Consider the following 23,329-nt stretch of genomic DNA (forward strand, 5'->3'; position numbering starts at 1 on the left):
CTTATGAAAAAAATATTATTAGGTTTTTTGGCAGTTGTCAGCTTTGCGCAACAAGGTTTGGCACAAAAGAAAACATCAGGTAACCCGATAGCCGAGGGGTGGTATGCCGACCCGGAGGCTGCTATATTTGGTAAAGAGTATTGGGTTTATCCAACCTATTCTGCTCCTTATAACAAGCAGGTGCATTTTGATGCCTTTTCGTCACCAGACCTGGTGAACTGGACAAAGCACGAGAATGTGCTTGATTCATCAAATGTAAAGTGGGCCAAACGTGCAATGTGGGCCCCTGCATTAGTTAAGAAAGGCGACAAATACTATTTCTTTTTTGGCGCTAACGATATCCAGAATAATAATGAGCGGGGCGGTATTGGCGTTGCTGTTGCCGATAAACCGGAAGGGCCGTTTAAAGACCTCCTTGGCAAGCCTTTGATAGATAAAATTGTAAATGGCGCGCAACCAATAGACCAGTTTGTATTTAAAGATAAAGACGGGCAGTATTACATCATTTATGGTGGATGGGGCCATTGCAACATCGCCAAACTTAAAAGCGATTTTACTGGTTTGGTGCCTTTTGCTGACGGTACAACCTACCGTGAGATGACGCCAAAAGGTTATGTTGAAGGGCCTATCATGTTTATACGCAAAGGCAAATATTACTTTATGTGGAGCGAAGGTGGCTGGACCGGCCCTGATTACAAAGTGGCTTACGCCATTGGCAATAGCGTAAACGGTCCGTTTGAAAAAGTGGGTACTATATTACAGCAGGATGCTGCCATTGCAACCGGTGCAGGTCACCACTCAGTGATACAAGTACCAGGCAAAGATGAATGGTATATTGTTTACCATCGCCGCCCGCTGGGCGAAACGGACGGTAATCACCGCGTAACCTGCATAGATAAAATGATCTTTGATAATAACGGTCTCATTAAGCCGGTTAAGATGACGCTTGAAGGGGTAACGGCGAACAAAATAAAGTAATGGAACACCCTACGCATAATCCCTGGAAGATAGTATCTGAAAAACCGGTATATGATAATCCCTGGATTAATTTGACCGAGTACCAGGTGATCAATCCATCAGGTAATCCCGGCATCTACGGAAAAGTGCATTATAAAAACATCGCCATTGGCATATTGCCTTTAGATGATGAGATGAATACCTATCTGGTAGGCCAGTACCGTTTTACTTTAAACCAATACAGTTGGGAGATACCCGAAGGTGGCGGACCGCTCGGTATCGATCCGTTAGAATCTGCCAAGCGAGAATTGTTAGAAGAGACCGGCTTAAAAGCAACAGAATGGAAAGAGATCCAACGCATGCACCTTTCCAATTCTGTAACCGACGAATTGTGCATCCTTTACGTGGCAAAGGGCCTGCAGCAATTTGAAGCTGAACCGGAAGATACCGAAGAGTTAATAGTGAACAAAGTGCCTTTTGATGAGGTTTATGGTATGGTTTGCAGCGGTGAAATAACCGATTGCCTTGCAGTTGCAGCAATACTTAAGGTAAAGCTGATGCAACTTGAAAACACTTTATAACTGAAACACTTATCCATTTCTCAAAAAAACTTAAATTTGTAAGTTCAATATGAGAAAGTTTTTAGGATATATCCTTTCGCCTATTGCCATAGGCGTGTTTTTCCTGTCATTACTGATCTTCCATCCTTTGCAGTGGATCTGCCTTAAAGCAGGCGGCTATTCGGCACATAAGCGTTGCGTGGATGTCCTTAACTTTTTCCTGGTTGCTGCTGTATACTTTGCTGGTAATACAGTGCACTTTATAAACAATCAGAATTTACCGATTGGCCGGCCCATTATATTTTTGGCCAATCACCAAAGTTTGCTTGATATACCACCGATGATATTTTTTCTGCGGAAGTATCACGCCAAATTTATTTCAAAGGTAGAGCTGGCAAAAGGCATACCCTCTATATCTTTTAACCTGCGCCATGGCGGTGGTGCTAACATCGATCGTAAAGACCCCCGCGGTTCTATTATGGAGCTGTCAAAGTTTGGTACCCGAATGAAAGAGAACAACTGGGGTGCCATGATATTTCCTGAAGGGACGCGATCACAAGATGGCCATGTAAAAACATTCCAATCGGCAGGTATTGCTACGCTGCTAAAAAAATGCCCCAATGCCCTGTTAGTACCGGTAGCTATCTCTAACAGTTGGAAAATGATCCGTTACGGCCTGTATCCATTAAACACTTTTATCTCCATGACGTGGGAAGTGCTGGAGCCGATTGAACCCACCACTGGTACAGTTGATGAACTGGTTAAACTGGCCGAAGAACGCATACGCGCAAAGGTTGAGAGCACCCAGTCTTAACTCCTTATTCTTTTCACCGTTTCCGTAAGATGTGCCAGGTGATGGTTACCATGCCAGGCATAAGTAGCCAGGTTGCGTTTAAGCGGTATTACCGCGCCCGACTCCGGGTGAACGAAAGTTCGGTTCCATTGATCTTCCGTAAAACTTTCAAACAAGGCCACCAGGTGCTGATGGATCCCTTCCAGCATTTTTAAGGATGGTTCAACCGGCAGCCGGTAATCAGGCTGAATGGCCCATGCCGCTTCTTCGTAAGGTTTTATTGTAGGATTTTCTTCTGTTAGTGCAAGTTTAAACCGGCAAAGTGCATTCATGTGGCTATCGGCCAAGTGATGTACAACCTGGCGTAAGGTCCAGCCGCCGGCGCGATATTGGGTATCCAGTTGTTCATAGGTTAATCCTAATATTGCTTCACGTACGCGGCCGGGTAACGTTGCTATCTCGTGGATCCAGTTGCGGTAATCCTGTTCTGTGTACGAAACCGGTGGTGTAAATTTTCCGATAGGATAGCGCATTTGCTCGTCAGTGAGTATCATTTTTGGTGGGTATTTACGTTTGGAAATTATTAATTAGTTCGTCATAGATCAGGCGAATGATGTTGGCAGATCTACAATTGCTAAACTAAAACTTTTCAACTAATCTCTCATGAACTAATCAACCAATCCGCTAAATTCGCTGCGCTGATGATAAAAAAGTTACTTCTGTTTTTGCTTTGCCTTGGTTGCGTTACCACTTATGCTGAAACCATAAAGACCGACGTGCTTGTGATAGGCGGTGGTGCAAGCGGTGTTTCGGCAGCGATACAAAGTGCCCGCAGCAAGGTGAAAACGCTGTTGATAGAACAAGGCAACTGGCTGGGCGGCAGTCTGACATCTTCAGGATATTGTTACCTGCAAAGCAATCGTAATTTTCCATCTGGTATTTATGGTGAGTTTCGCAAACGCGTGGTAGATGTTTATAAATTGCGCCTCGGATATGATACAACAGCTACTGCACCGCTTGCTTTTGAGCCTGCTATGGGAGCGGCGATCCTCAAAAAACTGACGGACACGGTTAAGAATCTCACCTTAAAACTAAACACCCCTTTTATTGATGTAAAGAAAGATGGTACCGGCTGGGAAGTAACTATCGTGGAGAATAAAGGAAAAGTAACCGTTAAAGCCAAAGCCTTGATTGACGCCACCGAAATGGGCGATGTTGTGAGCAAGCTAAACGTATTAATGACTGCCGGGTTTGACAGTCGCGCTGATACAAAAGAGGCGCTTGCGCCGGCTAATGCAACCAATCAGATTGAAGACATCAGTTATATTTCTATTCTGAAGGATTTCGGCAGGAATACAGACCACACCATTTCTAAACCCGAGGGCTATGATGCTTTGAAATATGTTTGTCTAAAAAGCGTAGATATCAAAAAGATGCTGAATGCAACTAAGCTGCCCAATGATAAATACATGGTCAACTGGGACAATTGCGCAAGCCAGTATTCGGTAACCAGCGAAGATCTGCGGCCCGAGCATCGTGCCGAATCATTTGCCAAGGCAAGGCTGCATACTTTAGGACTGATCTATTATTTACAGATAGAACGAGGATTAAAAAATCTCGGCTTTGCCGATGATTTTAAAACTGCCGACCACTTGCCATACCAGCCGTATATCCGGGAAAACCGCCGCGGAGCCGGACTGGTGCGTATGGTGATCGATGACATTTACACACCCTACGATAGGGGTTCGCAACTTTACCGCACTGCAATTGCCGTAAGCGATGCAGTGCCCGGCCAGCATTACAGCGAGGCAGGTGTGCCGCACATCAATTATCCACCGTTCCCGGCATTTAGCATACCGCTGGGCGCTATTGTTGTAAAAGACCAGGAGAATTTATTTATTACGGAAAAGGCTTTGTCAGTCACTCACCTGGTTAATGGCGCGGTTACTGACCCAGCCGTGCAAATGACCTTGGGCCAGGGCGTAGGCGCTGCTGCGGCATTTTGTGTGTTCTTCGGCACCACAACAAAGAACCTGCAGCCACGGGTTATACAGGGAGAAATATTGGATTTTAAAGGCTACCTAATGCCATTTGCTGATATAAAGCAATCAGACCCTGCCTGGCGGGCCATACAGCAGGTAGGCGCAACTGGAATGTTGAAAGGTGTACAGAAAATAACCGGCAGTAAAGCTGATGTATTGTTTATGCCCGATAGCTTGGTTACCACAGCAGAAGTGAAACCGTTTTTCGATGAGATCTATTCAAGGTCTTTCATTTGGTTTAACCAGGAAAAACCGGGACAGTTTTTTACCGTAGGCAACCTTATCTCGTTCATCAGTAACATGAACCTGCGCGACCCGGAAAACCTGCGCGATGCCTTGCAAAAAAGCTGGAAGAGTTATTATAAATTCGATACAGAATTTAAACCCGACCGCCCCATTACCCGCCGCGAATTTGCGGTGCTGGCCAACCGTTTTATCAACCCGTTTGCACGCAAGGTGGATATGAGCGGGAAAATTCTGAACTAAACATCGGCGTTGCTTTATTTACAATATATTTGAGTAAACACCATCCCGATGAAAATTGCTACCTATAACGTTAATGGCGTAAACGGCCGCCTGCCGGTATTACTGCGCTGGTTGCAGGAGACGCAGCCCGATATTGTTTGCCTGCAGGAACTGAAAGCACCACAGGAGAAGTTCCCTGAGCAGGCCATTATCGATGCAGGGTACAATGCGATATGGCATGGGCAAAAAAGCTGGAATGGCGTTGCCATACTGGCAAAGGGTTTGGAGATCAAAGAAACGCGCCGCGGTTTGCCCGGCGACCCCGAGGATCTGCACAGCCGCTACATTGAGGCCGAAGTGGGCGGCATTACCGTTGGTGGCTTATACCTGCCTAACGGCAACCCTGCGCCGGGGCCAAAGTTCGATTACAAGCTGGCCTGGTTTGAACGCCTCACCAAGCATGCTGCCAATCTATTAGCCAGCGGTAAGCCAGTAATTTTAACCGGTGACTACAACGTAATGCCAACAGAAAAGGACGTTTACAAACCTGAGCGCTGGGTAGAGGATGCCCTGTTTAGGCCGGAAACGCGTGCCGCCTTTAAAAAGCTGGTTGACCAGGGTTGGACGGATGCCCTGCGTAAACTCTACCCTGATGAAACCATCTATACCTTTTGGGACTATTTCCGCAATGCTTACGGGCGAAATGCGGGCTTAAGAATAGATCACTTCCTGCTTAGTCCGGGGTTAGTTGGGCGCTTGAAGGCTGCCGGAGTTGACAAAAATGTACGCGGATGGGAGAAAACCAGCGACCATGCACCTGTTTGGATAGCCTTAGATTAGTGTTCACGTTCACGCCATGAACACTTGTGAACACCGTGAACGCTAATTATTCGATTTGGGAATAATAGTCAATGTCATTCTGAGCGACAGCGAAGCATCTAAAGGCTGCCATACAACCGGAAAGACGCTTCATTGCGTTCAGCATGGCAAGGATTAATATCAATCCAGTTTCCTAAAATCGTAAGGGTCTTTCTCAACAAAATCAGCAACTTTTACGCGTATGCCGGTCACTTTGCCGTCTTTAACAAAGAATGGGAAAACAGATTTTCCAAAAGTTGGATCCGAGAACTCCACCTCAAACCTGTTACCACCCAAAGGCATCATCTTGGCGTACATTTTTGGGTGATGCTCAAAGCGTGCTTCAAGCTGGTTGCCTTCCTCGCCCCGCTCAATGGTCATGTTGCCGTACAGGTCGTTATAATACTTACCCGTGTATTTGCCAATGGATAGTTGCGGCTTCAGGTTCATCATCACAGTATCGCGTTTTTGCTTGTCAATAGCCTGCATGGTAGCCGTATTGGTTTTGTTGTAAGCCAGGTAAACATCATTGTAATGATAGTTTTTGTTACCCAAATAAGCATCTAAAATATCCCAGCGTAAAGCTTCATAAAGCGCGTTGGCATCGGTATTGGTTAAAATCACAATACCCAATTTTTCGCTTGGTACTATGGTTACCGAAGATACGTAGCCGGTAACCCCACCATCGTGCATTACCAGGCGTTTGCCGCAATAGTCCTGCAGAAACCAGCCTAAACCATAAAGCTCAAATCCGCTGTCGCCGTTCAGGTGGTTTACATTGCTTACATAGTCTTGTGCTTGCCGTGTAGCAGCTATTGCTGCTGCTGGGATCACTTGTTTGTTGCCCACTTTGCCATTATCCAGCAAAGCCATTACCCATTTGCCCATATCATTAGCTGATGAGCTGATGGCGCCCGCCGGTGCAAGTCCATCAAGTGTGGCATAAGGTAAGGCGGTTAAGCGGCCGTCAACCAAAGTATGTGGTACGGTGCGGTTGGTTGCTTTAGGCATATCGGCAGTTAAAGCCAGGGTGTTGCTCATGCCAAGCGGTGTAAAAATGCTTTCCTTTAAATAGGTTTCCCATTGTTTTCCAACGGCGCGATTGATGATCTCGCCTGCAGTTAAGAAAGCAGCATTGGTATAGCCCCATGTGGTACGGAAAGGATAGGTAGCCTTCATTTTACCAAGCTTCTCGATGATCTCGTGGCGGCTTAGGTTACTGTTATAAAAAGTAAAATCGCCCTGAAACGTGCGAAAACCCAGGCGGTGGCATAGCAGGTCTTTGATGATGGCCTGTTCGCCCGCTGCATGGTTCTCCAGCTTAAACTCGGGGATGTATTTGGTAACGCGGTCATCAAGTGAGATCTTTTTATCGGCTTGTAACATTGCTAAAGCGGTTGCCGTGAAGGCTTTGGTGTTACTGCCTATCATGAACAGCGTATTTGCATCTACCTTATTGGGCAGGCCAAGCTCCTTAATGCCATAGCCCTTCATCATCACTATCTTGCCATCCTTAACAATACAAACCGCAGCACCGGGTATGCGCCAGTTGGTTAGTGCACGGTTAATGTAGCTATCCAAGCTATCGGTTATAAACTTACTACGATCGATCTTTTGTGCATTTGCCGAAAGATCGGTTACCAGTACGAATAAGAAAAGCAGGCGTAATTTTTTCATCAACTTGTTAGCTTAAGCTTTAAAATGCTAATTTAACGCAATTTTTACTGCACCATTATTTATTTTATATAACAAATCAAATTAACCGTAATGAACATAAGGTTTTACTGTAAAAAATGGTTTGCGCTGGTATTGCTTGTGCCTATGGGCTGGCAGACTACCAAAGCGCAAAGCATTAACTGGACTAAAGACGGCAGCCAATATTATCAGATAAAAAGCGGAGAAATATTTAAGGTTGATGCCCGCGATGATAGCAAGCAAACTGCCTGGATAACCAAGGATATGCTTACCCCGCAAGGCAAACCTGCCATAGGTATACGCCGTTTCAGCCTTTCAGATGATGGGCAAAAGGTGCTGATAAACAACAACACAAAAAAGGTATGGCGTTATGATACCCGCGGCGATTACTGGGTGTATGATGCTAACAAGAAAAGCCTGGTACAGTTAGGTAAAGGCCTGCCTGCATCATCATTAATGTTTGCCAAATTCTCTCCGGATGGCAGCAAGGTTGCTTATGTAAGCGAGCACAATATCTATGTAGAAACCCTTGCCGATAACAGTATCAAAAAATTAACTAATGATGGCACAAAAAGGCTTATAAACGGAACTTTTGACTGGGCTTACGAAGAGGAGTTTGACTGCAGGGATGGTTTCCGCTGGTCGCCGGATAGCCGTAACATTGCTTACTGGCAGATAGATGCAACCAAGATTAAGAACTACCTTATGCTGAACACTACGGATTCTACTTACTCGTTCACCATCCCGGTGGAATACCCGGTGGCAGGCGAAGACCCAAGCATGTGCCGCATTGGTGTAGTTGATGTTAACACCGCTGGCAATAAATGGATGGCTGTGCCCGGCGATGCTGTGCAGCACTACATTACCCGTATGGAGTTTTCTACAAACCCTAACGAGATAATTTTGGAGCAACTTAACCGCGCACAAACAGAAAGTAAAGTATTTATCGGTAACATATCTAACGGTACAACCCGCGTTATTCACCAGGAAACAGACAAAGCGTGGATAGACGGTAAAGCGCGCTGGAACGAAGGTAACCCGGTTGGTTGGGAATGGCTTAACAAAGGCAAAGAATTTTTGTGGGTGAGCGAAAAGGACGGCTGGAGACACATCTATAGAATAACCCGCGAGGGCAAAGAAACACTGGTGACCAAAGGCAACTATGATATCACCGGCATCAAACTGATAGACGAGGCCAGTGGTTACATTTACTTTACAGCATCACCAACTAATGCAACTCAAAGCTACTTGTATCGCATTAAGATAAACGGCGGCAGAGAAGAGCGCCTTAGCCCCGCCACGCAACCCGGTACGCATGATTACGAAGTGGCGCCGGGCGGTAAATTGGCCATGCATAATTTTTCAAACGCATACACCCGCCCGCAAAGCGAGGTAGTGAGCCTTCCTGATCATCAACACATCAGCGGTGATAATATTAAGCTTGATGTGGATGCCCAGAATAAAACCGAGTTTTTTAAAGTGAAAACGGTTGACGGTGTTGAACTGGACGGCTGGATGAAAAAGCCAACCAACTTTGACCCAAGCAAGAAATACCCGGTAGTTTTTTATGTATACGGCGAGCCGGCTTCACAAACTGTAACGGATACTTATGGCGCAGGCCGTGATTTCCTTTACGCAGGCGATATGGCAGGCGATGGTTACATCTACATATCGTTAGAAAACCGTGGCGCACCTGCACCAAAAGGTGCTGCATGGCGAAAGGCGATTTATAAGAACATCGGTATCATCAACATCCGCGACCAGGCAATGGGCGCAAAAGAGATAATGAAATGGCCATATGTTGATAGCAGCCGCGTGGCAGTTTGGGGCTGGAGCGGTGGTGGTTCATCAACCCTTAACCTGATGTTCCAATACCCTGAGATCTATAAAACAGGTATTGCCATTGCAGCCGTTGGCGACCAGCTTACTTACGATAATATTTACCAGGAGCGCTACATGGGTGTGCCAACCAACGAAGAAGGCCGTGCGCCATTCATCAAAGGCTCGCCCATTACCTATGCAAAAAACCTGAGAGGTAACCTGCTTTACATACATGGTACAGGCGATGATAACGTGCATTACAAGAATGCCGAGGAGCTGATAAACGAACTGGTTAAGTATAATAAACAGTTTCAATTAATGTCGTACCCTAACCGTACGCACAGCATATCTGAAGGCCCGGGCACCGGTACGCACTTAAGAACGCTTTACACCAAATACCTGCGGGAGCATTGCCCGCCGGGAGCCAAATAATACTTAGAGTTAAAAAAATTAAACCTGCTTTATTAAAGCAGGTTTTTTTGTGCTTTTTTAAAACACTCTAAAAAGTTTTATGTTACATAGCGCGTAGGTGAAAAAATGGGTTTCGGCGCGGTTTCACCCCTAATTAAAAAATTTGCTTTTTTTAAAACTTCTTTATAGTTTCACCATCTACATTACCCATGAGCGAAACCATTAAAAAGATCATCATTTTTGATGACGATGAGGATATCCTTTCTATCTGCAATTACATTCTCGAAGAACAGGGATGGGAGGTTCATACCCATACAGACTGTAATAACATTGTAGAAAAAGTTGGTGCCGTGATACCTGATGTTGTTTTAATGGACAACTGGATACCTGATGCAGGTGGTATTATTGCAACTCAGACCCTAAAGAAGGATGAGAAGCTGAAACACATCCCGGTGGTATATTTTTCTGCCAATAGCGATATCCAATTATTGGCAGACCATGCTGGTGCCGAGGCTTACCTGGCAAAACCTTTCGACCTTGAAGAGTTAGAAAAAGTGATCAATACCGTACTGGTGAATCACTGATTAGATCATATAAAAAAGAAGACCCCGCTACCGAACAGCGGGGTCTTCTTTTTTATATTACATTGGGCCACCACCCGGAGGAGGGCCACCCATGCCACCACCCGGAGGGCCACCGCCAGGGCGATCGCCACCGCGGAAACCTCTTTCAGGATTAGATGGGGCTTTACCCGCAAATTTCTGCAAACGGTAAGTGAACGTTAGCAACGCGTAACGGCCAAGCCTGTTAACGTTGGTTTGAGTTACGATGCTACCTGTGTTGGTAACAGAGAAGCCGGTGTTCTCATTAAATATATCATACATGGCTAAGCGTAAGGTGCCGCGATAATCCTTAAGGAAACGGCGCTCTACGTAAGCGTTAAATATGTTGGGATTTTTTACGTTCAGCTTTGAGTCGTAGCCGTAGTTGAGTGTTTTGGTATAATCGTAAGAGAAAGTCCAGTCTTTCCAAACATAATTTTTACCGTTAACACCTAAGTCTAAAGATCTGATATTGGTATTTTGAGTGCCGGCTGTTAGCAAGGTATTATCTATTTTGTTTAAAGACAATCTTGAAAAGGCTTCAGCGTCTATCACATCATTGATGTTTACACGGAAACGTAGCTGCGGGGTAACGGTTAAAGTTTTAGCAATGTTTTTAGCTAAAGGTGACGTGTTATTCAGCGAATCTACCGTTTGGGTGTAACCAACATTGTTGGTATAACTGATTCCTGAGCCAAATATCAATGTGTACCTACGCTCTTTCCATGGTTTCGAGTAAAGCACGTTGGCTCCGTAGGTATAGTAACCATCTGCATTTAAATATTGCACAAGGTTGGTGTTTTGATATTTTTTCAGATCAGGATTGGCAGCTAATGTTGCGGCAGTAAACCTTGCCGGATAAAACACTACGTTCTGGACAATTTTATGATCGGTTTGCGTATAGTTTGCGTTGATGAAAAAGATATTACCCGTTTGAAAACTGAACGCATTGTAACGCAACGATAAGTTGTTAGAAAACTCGGGCTTAAGATTAGGGTTACCCTGTACCGGGTAAAGTGCGTTTGTAAAGTCAATTACCGGTTGTAATTGATCAAACGTTGGCTGGTTGCTTGCGCCGTTGTAGTTAAAGCGTAATGCCTGGCTGCGCGAGAACATGTAATTGAAACTTGCAGCCGGTATAACATTGAATGTTGATATGCTTGTTCTAACGTTAGTGAACAAATTTACGCCATCCAGTTTTGCAGGCTGGCCACCAATACCCAGGGTTACGTTGTATTTTTTCTCGATAATGCGGTAGTTTAATCCGAAACGGTTGGTTGTAAAAGTATATTGATAGCGGTTGCTTAAAAGATCATACCTGTGGTAACGGGTTGGGTCTAATGCATAAACGGTATCGGCCTCTTTATCGCTCGAGGTAAAGCTATAATTTAGGGCATAATTTAACTCCAGGAAAGACACCTTGCCTATCGGCTCCAGGTATGAACCGTTTACACCATAGCTATGGTTCTTGCTATCGGTATAGGTAACCTGGTTTGCAGGGGCGGTACCGGCACCGGCGGTGTAGTTATATATCGGGTTATCAAATTGATAGGTGTAACCTGTACTGGCGCTAAAACCGATGTTTAAATTGCGTTTGCTGTTTTTAAAACGGCGATTGTAAAAACCTGTAAGGCCATAATTTGGAGATACAGAATTGGTTGTGGACGTTGATGTATAAGCCAGATTGGTAAACGGTTGGCCACTTTGGTTGGTACGTTGCGAAATTACGTTATCAACACTACTTACATCACTGCCAGCATAGGTAAAGGTTGGTGTAACTTTCAAATAGTTCAGCGTATCCGGTTTCCACTCCAGATTAAAATTAAAGCGGTGGTTGGTAGGGTTGCTGGTGGTTTGGCTTTGTTGGTTACTGGTGCTTGCATCTAACGAGTTATTCTTTTGAATAACGGTTGAGTTAGTGAAAGTAGTGTTATCTGTAAAGCTGTAGCTACCATATACCGAAAGTGCTTTGCCCCACTGGTCCCTAAAGTTTAAACCGATAGAGTGAGCGTTGGTGATACCATTAGCGTTGGTTGTAGAGCCGTTATTGCCACCACGCAACGCGTTACCACGGCCACCACCGCCGCCGCCAAAACCGCCGCCGCCACCTCCCGTGGTAGGTGTGCCATAACTAAAGGTGTTGACGTTGGTATTGTTAATGCTACCTAATAGGGCTATTTGCTGGTCGCCTTTAAATTTAAAAATGTTTAACAGGCCTACGTAGCGGTTTTCGTTCTTAACATCGGCATCTGCTTCTTTCGGTAAAAGGTCACGGCCATCACCTGCCGTTGCTTGACCAAAATAGCCGTAGTTTTTATCCTTACGGATAGTGAAGTTTAATATCTTATTAGGCTCACCGGTTTTGATGCCGGTAAGGTTGGCCTGGTCGCCGTAGTCGTCGACTATCTGTACGCTCTCAATTACGTCGGCAGGCAGGTTTTTGGTAGCGCTTTGCACATCGCCGCCAAAAAAGTCTTTACCATTTACGCGCACCTTGGTAACCTGTTTGCCCTGGGCGGTAACGTTACCGTCTTTATCCACATCAATGCCGGGTATTTTTTTGATCACATCCTCAATGGGCGCGTTCTCGCGTACCTTGTATGCACTAACCGAATACTGCACGGTATCCTCCTTAAATACAACCGGGTTAACACCTACGATGGTTACCGCACCTAATTGCCTTACAGATGATTTAAGTACAATAGGGTCTAAAGCAACCGCTTTGCCATCGGCGGGGATAGTGTAATGTTTAATAATGCCCTGGTAACCTATCGAGCTGATAGTTAAGGTGATCTTATTACCCTTTACAGCCGGGAAGGTGAACTTGCCGTTTACGTCAGTGCTGGTAACGGTACTGTCGCCAAGCTCATCTTTATATTTTACGCTGCTGCCCGGCAGGGTAAGTTTTGTTGAGTCGATAACTGTACCGCTCAAAGGCCGTGCTGTTTGGGCAGAAGCCTGCAAAAAGCTTAAGCCGGTAAGTGCTAATATTAAATAGATGTACTTCATAAAATAATTTCTTTTGTAGCAGGGGTTTGTATACTGCAAATAGCATTTATTGTGCAAATGTTCATTAAATACTACTCAAAAATTAATAATCATATCATTGTTACATATTATAATATGTAAGCGATACGATTGTTACATAAATAAAATAAAAGCCCCGCCAAAGCGGGGCTGATAGTGAAAGTTTAGATTAAATGTATCGAAATAAAGACAATAACTGCCTGTATGCTAATTTCTTAGTCCGAAGGCTGACGCTACCTCGCTAAAGCTGCGGAGGTTTAAGCCAGGGTGATTAACGCCAAGGCTGCCAAGTGTTGATCCAGGTATTACCACAACGCGGAAATCAAGGCCTGATGCAACAGTAAAGTTGGCTTTAATATCCACATAACCTACCCCATAATTTGATACGCTTATAGAGCGGTCTGTTTCATTGTACGGTAACGAATAATAAGAGGTGGTTTGCCCGGTAACCCTGAAATAAACAAGCACAATGCCTTTGTCTACTATATCCTGGGTAATTGCCGGTATTGACAGGCGGGTAAAGCCTGTAAGTGTTACGCCCCTGTTACTCAACAAAAAGCTTTGTATATTGGCATTCCCATCTTTACCATCAACACCATCTTTTCCGTTTGCGCCTGCAGCGCCCGTAGCACCGGTTGCGCCTGTGGCTCCGGTAGCACCAGTTGCACCTGTGGCTCCCGTAGCGCCTGTATCTCCTTTGGCTCCGTTGGTACCATTAGTGCCATTGGCTCCGGTAGCACCAGTTGCACCCGTGGCTCCGGTTGGCCCTTGCGGACCGGTATCACCTTTTTCACCTGTTGCGCCAACATCGCCCTTAGGTCCTTGCGGGCCGGGTGTGGTAGATTTTTTGCAGGCACCAAGGCTAAGGCAGCATAACGCAATGGCTGTTAGTAGTAGTTTAGATTTTTTCATGAGGAAGTATTCTTTATTGTGTGAGGATTTTGAATTAGTGTATTAGCCTTCTACGAGGCCTTTAACATTAAGTTTCAAAAAAGGGTTGACCCATGAAATAAATCTGCTTTACACTCGTTTATAGCCTTCTAACTAACAGGTGTAACAAGTTACTATTTAAAGAAAGTGTATTGAGTTACTTTTGATTACAGTATATATCAAACAAAAAAAGGCGGCACAAGGCCGCCTTCGATATTGATCAAGACTTTTTACCAGAAGAATGAATACAGCGCTACGATAATACCGCCTACGATAATGGCACCTGCGGTAAACGCACGCGATGTTTTAAACATCGATGCATCAACCTCAAGTCCTTTGGTTTTAACGCCCTTTGCTTGGTCGATCATAGAAATAATGTACATCCCTATCACGCACAAAACAAACACGAAGCCCATCCTGTCAATAAAAGGTATCTCATAAACCCCTTTGCCATTATCCTTTGAAAAGCCAAATGGTGCAAGGAACGAAAGATCGGCTATTTGAGGTAAGAACTTGAAGAAACATGAGAAAATAAAACCACCAATGGTAGCAAACAATGCTGCATTTGAAGTGGCTTTTTTCCAGAAGAAACCAAGGATGAACATGGCAAATATACCAGGTGACACAAAGCCGGTATATTCCTGGATATATTGAAACCCTTGTTTACCCTCGCCCATTAGTTGCTCACCTATCAGTAATGACATTATTACACCTAAACCCATTGCTACCCCAACAGATATTTTGCCCAGGCTTACCAACCTTTTATCAGTGGCATCTGGATTAATGGCTTTCTTATAAATATCAAGCGTAAAAATGGTTGCAATACTATTTGCCTTACCTGCTAATGAGGCCACAATTGCTGCTGTAAGCGCCGCAAACGACAATCCCTTTAAACCGGTAGGCAACAGATTTAAAAGTGAAGGGTAAGCTTTGTTAGGGTCTGTAACGCCTGATGAGCTAAGCATTTCCTGATGGAACATGCCTTTTTGATAAAGCAGGTAAACGGCGATGCCCGGTATTACCACAATGATAGGCATCAGCAATTTAAGGAATGCTGCAAATAAAATGCCGCCGCGTGCTGTTTTTAGATCGGCACCCAATGCCCTTTGTGTGATGTACTGGTTGCAACCCCAATAGTTTAAGTTTACGATGATCATGCCGCCGATAAGCACCGATAGGCCCGGCATTTCCATGTAGTTTGGATTGCTCTTATCAAATATCATATGGAAGTGATCGCTGGCCTCCGCGCGCATGATGTTGAGCCCGTTCCACATACCTGTGGTGCCCGATTTTTCGCTGATGAGGTTTAGCGCAAGGTAAGTTGCAACCAGCCCGCCAAGTATCAATACAAATACCTGGATCACATCAGTGTAACCTATAACCTTCATGCCACCCAGTGTGATGATGACAGCAAATACAGCAAGTGCAAGTATGCACCAGATAATATTAATGCCGGATATGCCGCTGATAGCCAAGGCCCCCAGGTATAATATCGACATCAGGTTAACCACAATGTATAACAACAACCAGAAGATAGCCATTACCATTGCTACCGTACCGTTATACCTGTCATTAAGGAACTGCGGCATGGTAAAGATCTTATTGCGCAGGTATATCGGGATAAAAAATATGGCTACGATAATGAGCGTAGCGGCGGCCATCCACTCGTAAGTAGATATGGCGAGGCCCATTTTAAACGCCGAACCACTTGTGCCGATAAATTGCTCTGCCGAAATATTCGACGCGATAAGCGATGCGCCAATAGCCCACCAGGTAAGCGATCCTTCGGCTAAAAAGTAATCCTTTGAGGTGGCATCAGCATCGTGCTTGCGCTTGTATATCCAATAGCCGTAAGCGGCCACAACAACAAAGTATATCAGGAATACAAAGTAGTCGCCGTTTGATAAGGTCTTCATCTATAATTTTGGTTTTGCTGGTGGTTAAATGTAACGGTTTATCAGGTTTTCTAAATATTCCTGTTTGCCGCTTGTTACCGCAGGTTCGCCGTTAGCTATGGCAAACTGGTGCAGGTCTTCTAATGATAGGTTTCCGGATTCAAAATCTTTACCCTTGCCACTGTCAAAAGAAGCATATCTCTCCTGGCGGATCTTTTTGTAGTCTGAATTTTGCAGAATGTTATCAGCCGTCACCAAAGCGCGTGCAAATACATCCATGCCGCCAATATGCGCATAGAACAGATCGGCAGGATCAGTAGAGTTACGGCGGATCTTAGCATCAAAGTTGATACCGCCACCTGCAAAGCCACCTGCTTGCAATATGATAAGCATGTACTCTGTTACCTCCGTAATATCATTAGGGAACTGATCGGTATCCCAGCCGTTTTGCGTATCGCCGCGGTTAGCATCTATCGATCCTAATAAGCCCGCATCAGCCGCAACCTGCAATTCATGCTGGAAGGTATGGCCGGCAAGCGTTGCGTGGTTAACTTCAAGGTTTAGTTTAAAATCATTCAGCAGATCATACTTGCGCAGGAAGCTTAAAACTGTTGCCGCGTCATAATCATACTGGTGTTTGGTTGGTTCACAAGGTTTTGGCTCAATAAAGAAAGTGCCTTTGAAGCCTTGTTTGCGCGCATAATCTTTTGCCGTATGCAGGAAGCGGGCAAGGTGGTCCTGTTCGCGGCCCATGTCGGTATTCAGCAGCGACATATAACCTTCGCGACCTCCCCAGAAAACATAATTTTCTCCGCCAAGGGCAATGGTGGCATCAATAGCCGCTTTAACCTGCGCACCGGCATGGGCCAGCACCTGGAAATCCGGATTGGTTGCAGCACCATTCATGTAACGTGGATTGCTGAACAGGTTTGAAGTACCCCACAGTAATTTTACACCGCTTTCTGCCTGCTTTTGTTTGGCGTATTCAACCATTGCCTGCAGGCGGCGCTCGTTGTCGTTCACATCGTTTGTAAAATCAACCACATCCACATCGTGGAAGCAGTAGTAAGGCAGGTTCATTTTGGTGATAAATTCAAAGGCGGCATCCATTTTGTCTTTGGCGCGCGCAACAGCATCGGAGGTGTTTGCGTCCCATGGAAACTGATGAGTAGGAGCACCAAACGGATCGGCACCGTTGCCGCAGAACGAATGCCAGTACGCACAAGCAAAACGCAGATGATCTTTCATGGATTTGCCAGCAATTATCCGGTTCTCATCATACCAGCGAAATGCCAGCGGATTATGGCTTTCAACGCCCTCGTATTTGATCTGGCTGATGCCTTTAAAATATTCTTTATTACCTGTTACTACTTTCATATCGATGTATGTGATTGTTAAATATTAAGCTTTATCTAAATGAGTTTGGAGCAAGCTTTTCCAGTTCCGGTAAACTTTTTCCATGCCTTGTATATCTCTGGGTTCGATGGTGCCGATCTTCTTTTGAGAACCAAATGCTTCTTTAGGGCTGGCGAATATACCTGCGCCGATACCTGCGCCAAGAGCCGCCCCAAGGCTACCATCATTCTCATAAAGCTCAACAGGTATGCCGGTGGCATCTACAAAAGATTGTGTGAAAACCTCGCTTAAGAACATATTGGTTTTACCAGCGCGAATTACGGTTGGACTCATCCCCGTTTCGCGCATAATATCAAAACCGTATCTTAAGGCGCAGGTTATCCCCTCTTGAGCCGCTCTGAAAATGTCTGCAGGGGTGTGAAGGTTAAGATCTATATGCTGGATATGCGCTCCTGCCTGTTTATTATTCAGCATTCTTTCGGCACCATTGCCAAACGGAAGCATGAGCAGCCCGTTGCTGCCAACAGGGCTTTTTGCAGCCTCGGTATTCATTTGCTGGTAAGAGAGTGCTTGGGCAAAGGTGTTTTTTATCCACCTGTAGAAGCTGCCTGTGCCATTAATGCAAAGCAATACGCCGAGGCGATTTTGATCATCCTGGTGGTTAACATGCGCAAAAGTGTTTACTCTCGATTGCGGATCGGCCTTTAACTGGTCGCTTACGCCATAAATAACACCTGAGGTGCCTGCATTAGCTGCCACCTCGCCCGGGTTGAGCACATTTAATGACAGAGCATTATTGGGCTGGTCGCCCGCTTTATAAGCAACCGGGATACCAGCAGTAATACCGAGCAGATCAGCAGCTTGTTTTGATACACGGCCGTGATCTGCAAACACCGGTTTTATTTCAGGAAAAAATTCCCTTGCAAATCCGAAATAGTTAACTACATCGCCTGAGATACCGTTTTCCTGAAAATCATAAAAGATGCCCTCAGATAAAGCCGACGGTGAAGTAGTAATCTCGCCGGTAAGTTTAAGCGCAATGTAATCGCCCGGAAGCATCACTTTATCTATCCGGTTGTAAATGTCCGGCTCGTTTTGTTTCACCCAGGCCAGTTTTGCCGCGGTAAAATTACCCGGCGAATTAAGCATGTGTGTTAGGCATTGCTCTTTGCCGATGGCCTTAAAGGCATGGTCGCCCAATGCCACTGCACGGCTATCGCACCAAATGATGCTGTTGCGGAGTAAATTTTGATCTTTATCAATCAAAACCAATCCGTGCATTTGGTAAGCTATACCAATAGCAGCTATATCTTTTGCATTGTACTTGCCGGTTTTATGGCATCTGGCAAGGGCGTGCTGTGTTTGCTGCCACCACTCATCGGGCGATTGTTCGGCCCAGCCGGTTTGCAGCGAAATGATGGGTGCTTCTGTATCGGGATATTGGGCGGATGCGATAACGCTCTGATTATTAGCATCAACAATGCTAACCTTTACAGAAGACGTACCAATGTCGATGCCTAAAAGCAGCATGGGTATAAAATTAAATGTGCGATGACGTGGTTAATAATTGGGTATCGGGAAACGAATTTAAGTTAATTTTTTAAAAACTGTGTTTTTGACGCCAATAAAGCCCAAAAAAGGGCAAAATGAGATTTTTTAAAAAAAAATTGTGAAATAAAAAACGAAGCGTATATTTGCAGTCCCAAACGGAGTGGTAGTTCAGCTGGTTAGAATACATGCCTGTCACGCATGGGGTCGCGGGTTCGAGTCCCGTCCATTCCGCTAAAAAGGTATCAAAGCCGTTTATAACCGCTTAAATCATTGATTTAAGCGGTTTTTTTATGTCAAATCCGCTCATTTCATACCACCATTTATGACTCATTCGGTGACCTATTCGGTGACCTGTTTTGATTCGCTAATTTAGTCACCGAATTAGCTTGTAATAAGTTGATTTTAAAGTACTTGTATTGATTTTTTTTGAGCTTAAAACAGCTCATCTGAACTCAAAATTAATGCAATTAAGTAATTTTAAAATTAATGTGTTATGAAAACAACCCAAAGGTTCTCAGTTCTTATCTGGGCTGACAAACGAAAAACAGACTCCGCAGGATTGGTGCCCCTCTATGCAAGGATCACTTATTTAGGAAAACGTGCGGAAATATCTCTTAAAAGAAGAGTGCATCCCGCCAAATGGGATTCTCAAACCGGCTTTCTCAAAGGAACGAGCCCTGAAGCCAGGAGGATCAACACTGATATTAATGATACACTGGATGAGATCGACAAGGCTTTTAAATTCTTAAAGCGTAATGACGAATTTATTACTGCTGAAAAAATCAAGTTGCAATATTCGGGCGAAGAGCCGGACAGAAAAATGCTGCTGGAAGTTTTCGATCAGCATAATGCAGACCTGGCAAAACTGGTAGGGAAAGACTTTGTAAAAGCAACGTTGACAAAGTACAATACAGTCAGAAGCCGCGTTGCCGGCTTTATAAAGCATAGGTTTCAAAAAGATGATATTTACCTTGATCAAATAGACTTTGCTTTTGTGGCTGGCTTTGAGATGTATTTAAAAACGGAATGCGCAATTGAGCACAATACGGCCATGCGCTATATTAAAAATCTGAAAAAGATCATAAACCTGGCGGTTAATAATAAATGGCTAATTCATAATCCGTTCAATGCTTTTAAATGTACTTACCGGAAAGTCAACCGGGATGTCCTAGAATGGGAGGAAATTGAATTATTGGCCTCGCATGAATTTAAAGTAAAGCGGTTGGACGAAGTAAGGGACACTTTTCTTTTCTGCTGCTTTACAGGATATGCGTTTGTCGATGTAGAAAAATTAACCACTCAAAATATTGTAAGCGGTAAAGACAAAGTCCTATGGATTAAAACTACCCGTACAAAAACGGAGATTGAAGCGAATGTCCCGCTTATTCCGCAAGCAATTGAGATTCTAAATAAATATGAGGGCCATTCATGCCGTGATGTAGAGAACAGACTATTGCCAGTTAAAAGCAATCAAAAGATGAATGCCTACCTAAAAGAAATTGCAGATCTAGCAGGCATTTCTAAAAATCTTACGACACACATTGCAAGGCACACTTTTGCAACAACGGTCACACTGGACAATGATGTTCCGCTGGAGTCAGTGAGTAAGATGCTTGGACATACAAAACTTACTACAACTCAAATATACGCGAAGACAAAGGACAGAAAAGTAAACCGGGATATGGAGTCTTTAAAAGAACGGCTTCAGATCAAGACGCTAACATCCGAAATAGTGACAGCGGAGGTATTATCATGAGAAAAAACGCATTGATAATAGATGAGATAAAAGGAATTATCAGTAACGCTCAGATTAATGCGATACGAGCTGTTGATCATCAACGGGTAATAATGTACTGGAATATCGGGAAAAGGATTTTTGAGGAAGAACAACACGGTCGTGAACGTGCGGTTTATGGAGAAAGACTGATCGGGTTTCTGGCAGAGCAACTTAAACCTCAGTTCGGAGAGGGTTTTGCGATAAGAAACCTGAACCGCATCAGGCAGTTTTACAGGAAATTCCCAATTGTGTCCACAGCGTGGACACAATTGAGTTGGTCACACTTCCGGTTTTTGCTGACGATTCCCAATGACGAAAAAATTGATTTTTACTTGCAGGAGTCGGTTAAAAATAATTGGACCGCAAGACAATTAGATCGTCAAATCGGAAGCCAGCTTTATGAACGACTGCTGCTCAGCACAAATAAAGAGAGCGTATTGTCTGTCGCCAGAAATGAAAAGCAGCCAACGGAAGCCAAAGACATTATAAAAGATCCGATGATACTGGAGTTTTTAGGGTTAAAACCAGAAGCAGCTTATTACGAAAAAGATTTAGAGAACGCTTTGATCACACATCTTCAGGAGTTTATGCTGGAATTAGGTAATGGCTTTTCGTTTGTTGCGCGGCAAAAACGTATTCATTTGGATGGCGATGATTTTTTTATAGATCTGGTATTCTATAATCGCCTACTGCAATGTTTTGTTATCGTAGAATTGAAAACCCATAAAATCACCCATCAGGATATTGGACAATTACAAATGTACGTCAATTACTATGATCGTATTGAACGAATAAAGCACGAAACACCAACTATTGGAATCCTGCTATGTTTGGAGAAGAATGATACCGTTGTCAAATTCACACTGCCCGAAAATAGCAACATCATTGCCTCAAAATATCAGCTTTACCTGCCTACTGCGCAACAGCTAAGTCAGGAAATACAAAACGAGGTTCAGAAGCAAAAAGAAATGCGGAAAGAATAATGTCCATTGCATATCAAGCGATGAATTGTGTACGCAGTGCGTACACAATTCATCATTATCTCCCAGCTTATTTCATTCAGAAATATATCGCCCATACATCATTACAGATTATATACCAAATATAAAGGGCAGGCTACTTATGTAACATCATTTTTTTGTATACCAGGGTAATAGCGGCCAGGCCGCTCTATTCGGCTCTGCTGTTTCGCGGAAAGCATTAAACCCATAACCCCCGGGTTTGTGCGGTTCGGTTTTCAGGATGTTATTACGGTCCACCCCGGCCATCCACTCGTCTTCCTTTTCAATCAGCGGGTCATACCAGTCAGCTTTATCCCTTGCCCACTGTACCCAGGCGAGGATGGCTTCATCAGGTTGTGCCGAAGCTAGTTCTTTCGTTTCTACATGGTCGATATAATTCCGAAAAGTATTGGTTTCCTGCCAGCGGATAGCGTCCCGCACGGATTTCTTAAAAGAGCTGATCTCCAGCTTTTGTCGTTCTTCAACAAGCTTTCGAAGGCGTTCCTTTTCTTCATAAGCAGCCCTCCTTATATTACCTTCGATAGTCTCGACCCTCATTTCCTCTGCCATCAGTTCTAGTCGAGCAATGATTTTGGCTAACTGATCTTCCATCAGCACCTTGCCGTCCCGGCCAGTAACAGTAGGTTCATAGCTCCCAAACTTGAACTCCAACTTGCCATTCGGATTAAGGCTTCTTGTTTGCCACCGGTCTTCCCGGATAGTAGCCGTGCTCGTTTCACGCAACGCCATTTCAATTTCCTCTTCCCCTATAACGATATAGGCGGTTTCGTTCCGGAATTTAAATTCCCGCCCGCGCTTACGCATGATCTTTACAAACGCATCCATGATGCAAAGTGCGCGGTTAATTTGCGGATCAGACACCCGGATATATAGCTGTCCGCTTTCTGTCTTGAGAATATCACCCTCCCGATAATATTCATTTCTTTTCAGTAAGGTCGCCTGCGCTTGGATGATCAATGGATCAGCGTCTTTAAGGTTGCCAGAAATTTTCAACTCGGCTGAGTGCTCTTGCTCTATCAAAGCCTGCATGGCAGCTTGAGGCGTCATCCCGTCTACTATTGCCGGATGGTTTTCATCCCGCAAGTATAATACGACTTCTGTTTGGCCATAGTGATCTTTAGGTAACGGTGTTACAGTAGTCGTTTTACCATGCTGCATTTTAGCCCAGTAACCAGCCCCTGGCAGCGGCACGCCCATTTGGAGACAGTTCTTGCGCAGACCCACGTCGGAAATATTATATTTTTTGGATAGGCCGAGCAGGGGTTCCGCCCAAACGAGGTCATATAATTGCTGACGGTTGAAGGTTGCTTTAGTCATTGCGGATATGATTCTATGACAATTTTTTTCATTAAAGATAGTATTCTGTCCCGCGCAACTTAATACAGAAAAGGAAAAATTCAAGACGACGATTCTAAGCTGATGAAAACGGGCTACACAACCTCTTTAGGGTAATGGTCTTGACCAACGCATCAGAACAGCAAGCTTAATGCCTCCAAATAGCGCTCGTGTAGCTCTTTCAGCGCAACCTGACTGTCATCCTAACACTTATAATAATACGGGTTAGTAC

The 23,329-nt window shown here is 44.5% G+C and carries 17 protein-coding genes and 1 tRNA gene; 10 read left to right on the forward strand and 8 right to left on the reverse strand.

Annotated features, from left to right (window positions below; translation table 11 throughout):
* The first annotated feature begins 3 nt into the window (after window positions 1-3).
* From INP83_RS04170 to INP83_RS04180, 3 genes are read left to right on the forward strand one after another with little or no spacing between them, the layout of a single operon-like run.
* The gene (locus tag INP83_RS04170; protein ID WP_219126407.1) at window positions 4-978 is read left to right on the forward strand and encodes a glycoside hydrolase family 43 protein; all 975 of its coding nucleotides are present in this window, start codon (window positions 4-6) and stop codon (window positions 976-978) included.
* The gene (locus tag INP83_RS04175; RefSeq protein WP_219126408.1) at window positions 978-1,538 is read left to right on the forward strand and encodes an NUDIX hydrolase; all 561 of its coding nucleotides are present in this window, start codon (window positions 978-980) and stop codon (window positions 1,536-1,538) included. Before INP83_RS04170 ends, INP83_RS04175 begins: the two co-directional genes overlap by 1 nt.
* Before the next feature lie 49 nt (window positions 1,539-1,587).
* A complete protein-coding gene (locus tag INP83_RS04180; RefSeq protein ID WP_219126409.1) occupies window positions 1,588-2,331 on the forward strand; it encodes a 1-acyl-sn-glycerol-3-phosphate acyltransferase in 744 nt (247 codons plus the stop codon).
* On the opposite strand, the gene INP83_RS04185 is transcribed toward INP83_RS04180, so the two are convergent.
* Window positions 2,328-2,864, reverse strand: coding sequence for a YfiT family bacillithiol transferase (locus INP83_RS04185; protein WP_255563252.1), 537 nt, complete (start codon window positions 2,862-2,864; stop codon window positions 2,328-2,330). The two genes, INP83_RS04180 and INP83_RS04185, sit on opposite strands and share 4 nt — an antisense overlap.
* A gap of 147 nt (window positions 2,865-3,011) precedes the next feature.
* On the opposite strand from INP83_RS04185, the gene INP83_RS04190 reads away from it, so the two are divergent.
* Together INP83_RS04190 and xth are read left to right on the forward strand one after the other, a co-directional pair.
* Window positions 3,012-4,838, forward strand: coding sequence for an FAD-dependent oxidoreductase (locus tag INP83_RS04190; protein ID WP_219126410.1), 1,827 nt, complete (start codon window positions 3,012-3,014; stop codon window positions 4,836-4,838).
* 48 nt (window positions 4,839-4,886) lie between these two features.
* Complete coding sequence (gene xth, locus INP83_RS04195; protein WP_219126411.1) at window positions 4,887-5,657, forward strand: exodeoxyribonuclease III; 771 nt, start codon at window positions 4,887-4,889, stop codon at window positions 5,655-5,657.
* A gap of 159 nt (window positions 5,658-5,816) precedes the next feature.
* Here the strand turns inward: xth and INP83_RS04200 are convergent, their stop codons facing one another.
* Entirely contained in the window at window positions 5,817-7,352 is a 1,536-nt protein-coding gene (locus INP83_RS04200; protein WP_219126412.1) for a serine hydrolase, read from the reverse strand.
* A gap of 90 nt (window positions 7,353-7,442) precedes the next feature.
* Here INP83_RS04200 and INP83_RS04205 point away from each other — a divergent pair, with 90 nt between their 5' ends.
* Together INP83_RS04205 and INP83_RS04210 are read left to right on the forward strand one after the other, a co-directional pair.
* The gene (locus INP83_RS04205) at window positions 7,443-9,623 is read left to right on the forward strand and encodes a DPP IV N-terminal domain-containing protein (RefSeq protein ID WP_219126413.1); all 2,181 of its coding nucleotides are present in this window, start codon (window positions 7,443-7,445) and stop codon (window positions 9,621-9,623) included.
* 188 nt (window positions 9,624-9,811) lie between these two features.
* Complete coding sequence (locus tag INP83_RS04210; protein WP_146269379.1) at window positions 9,812-10,186, forward strand: response regulator; 375 nt, start codon at window positions 9,812-9,814, stop codon at window positions 10,184-10,186.
* A gap of 57 nt (window positions 10,187-10,243) precedes the next feature.
* Here the strand turns inward: INP83_RS04210 and INP83_RS04215 are convergent, their stop codons facing one another.
* The 5 genes from INP83_RS04215 to INP83_RS04235 form a co-directional block, all read right to left on the reverse strand.
* A complete protein-coding gene (locus INP83_RS04215; protein WP_219126414.1) occupies window positions 10,244-13,213 on the reverse strand; it encodes an outer membrane beta-barrel protein in 2,970 nt (989 codons plus the stop codon).
* A 225-nt stretch (window positions 13,214-13,438) separates the two neighbouring features.
* Complete coding sequence (locus INP83_RS21280) at window positions 13,439-14,143, reverse strand: collagen-like protein (protein ID WP_219126415.1); 705 nt, start codon at window positions 14,141-14,143, stop codon at window positions 13,439-13,441.
* A gap of 248 nt (window positions 14,144-14,391) precedes the next feature.
* Window positions 14,392-16,077, reverse strand: coding sequence for a sodium/solute symporter (locus tag INP83_RS04225; protein ID WP_219126416.1), 1,686 nt, complete (start codon window positions 16,075-16,077; stop codon window positions 14,392-14,394).
* A gap of 24 nt (window positions 16,078-16,101) precedes the next feature.
* The gene (gene xylA, locus INP83_RS04230; protein WP_219126417.1) at window positions 16,102-17,433 is read right to left on the reverse strand and encodes a xylose isomerase; all 1,332 of its coding nucleotides are present in this window, start codon (window positions 17,431-17,433) and stop codon (window positions 16,102-16,104) included.
* A gap of 24 nt (window positions 17,434-17,457) precedes the next feature.
* Window positions 17,458-18,942 carry a xylulokinase gene (locus tag INP83_RS04235; RefSeq protein WP_219126418.1) on the reverse strand — a complete coding sequence of 495 codons (1,485 nt, stop codon included), beginning with the start codon at window positions 18,940-18,942 and terminating at the stop codon, window positions 17,458-17,460.
* Window positions 18,943-19,120: 178 nt separating this feature from the next.
* Between INP83_RS04235 and INP83_RS04240 the strand changes: the two genes are divergently transcribed.
* The 3 genes from INP83_RS04240 (at window position 19,121) to INP83_RS04250 (ending at window position 21,723) form a co-directional block, all read left to right on the forward strand.
* Window positions 19,121-19,194 (forward strand) — tRNA-Asp (locus tag INP83_RS04240).
* 262 nt (window positions 19,195-19,456) lie between these two features.
* Entirely contained in the window at window positions 19,457-20,719 is a 1,263-nt protein-coding gene (locus INP83_RS04245; protein ID WP_219126419.1) for a site-specific integrase, read from the forward strand.
* A complete protein-coding gene (locus tag INP83_RS04250) occupies window positions 20,716-21,723 on the forward strand; it encodes a YhcG family protein (RefSeq protein WP_219126420.1) in 1,008 nt (335 codons plus the stop codon). The genes INP83_RS04245 and INP83_RS04250 overlap by 4 nt, the downstream gene beginning before the upstream one ends.
* A gap of 147 nt (window positions 21,724-21,870) precedes the next feature.
* Here the strand turns inward: INP83_RS04250 and INP83_RS04255 are convergent, their stop codons facing one another.
* Window positions 21,871-23,079: a hypothetical protein gene (locus INP83_RS04255; protein ID WP_219126421.1), complete on the reverse strand. Its 1,209-nt coding sequence runs from the start codon at window positions 23,077-23,079 to the stop codon at window positions 21,871-21,873.
* Window positions 23,080-23,329: the final 250 nt, after the last annotated feature.

The sequence above is a fragment of the Mucilaginibacter sp. 21P genome (assembly GCF_019331605.1).
GTDB lineage: Bacteria > Bacteroidota > Bacteroidia > Sphingobacteriales > Sphingobacteriaceae > Mucilaginibacter > Mucilaginibacter achroorhodeus.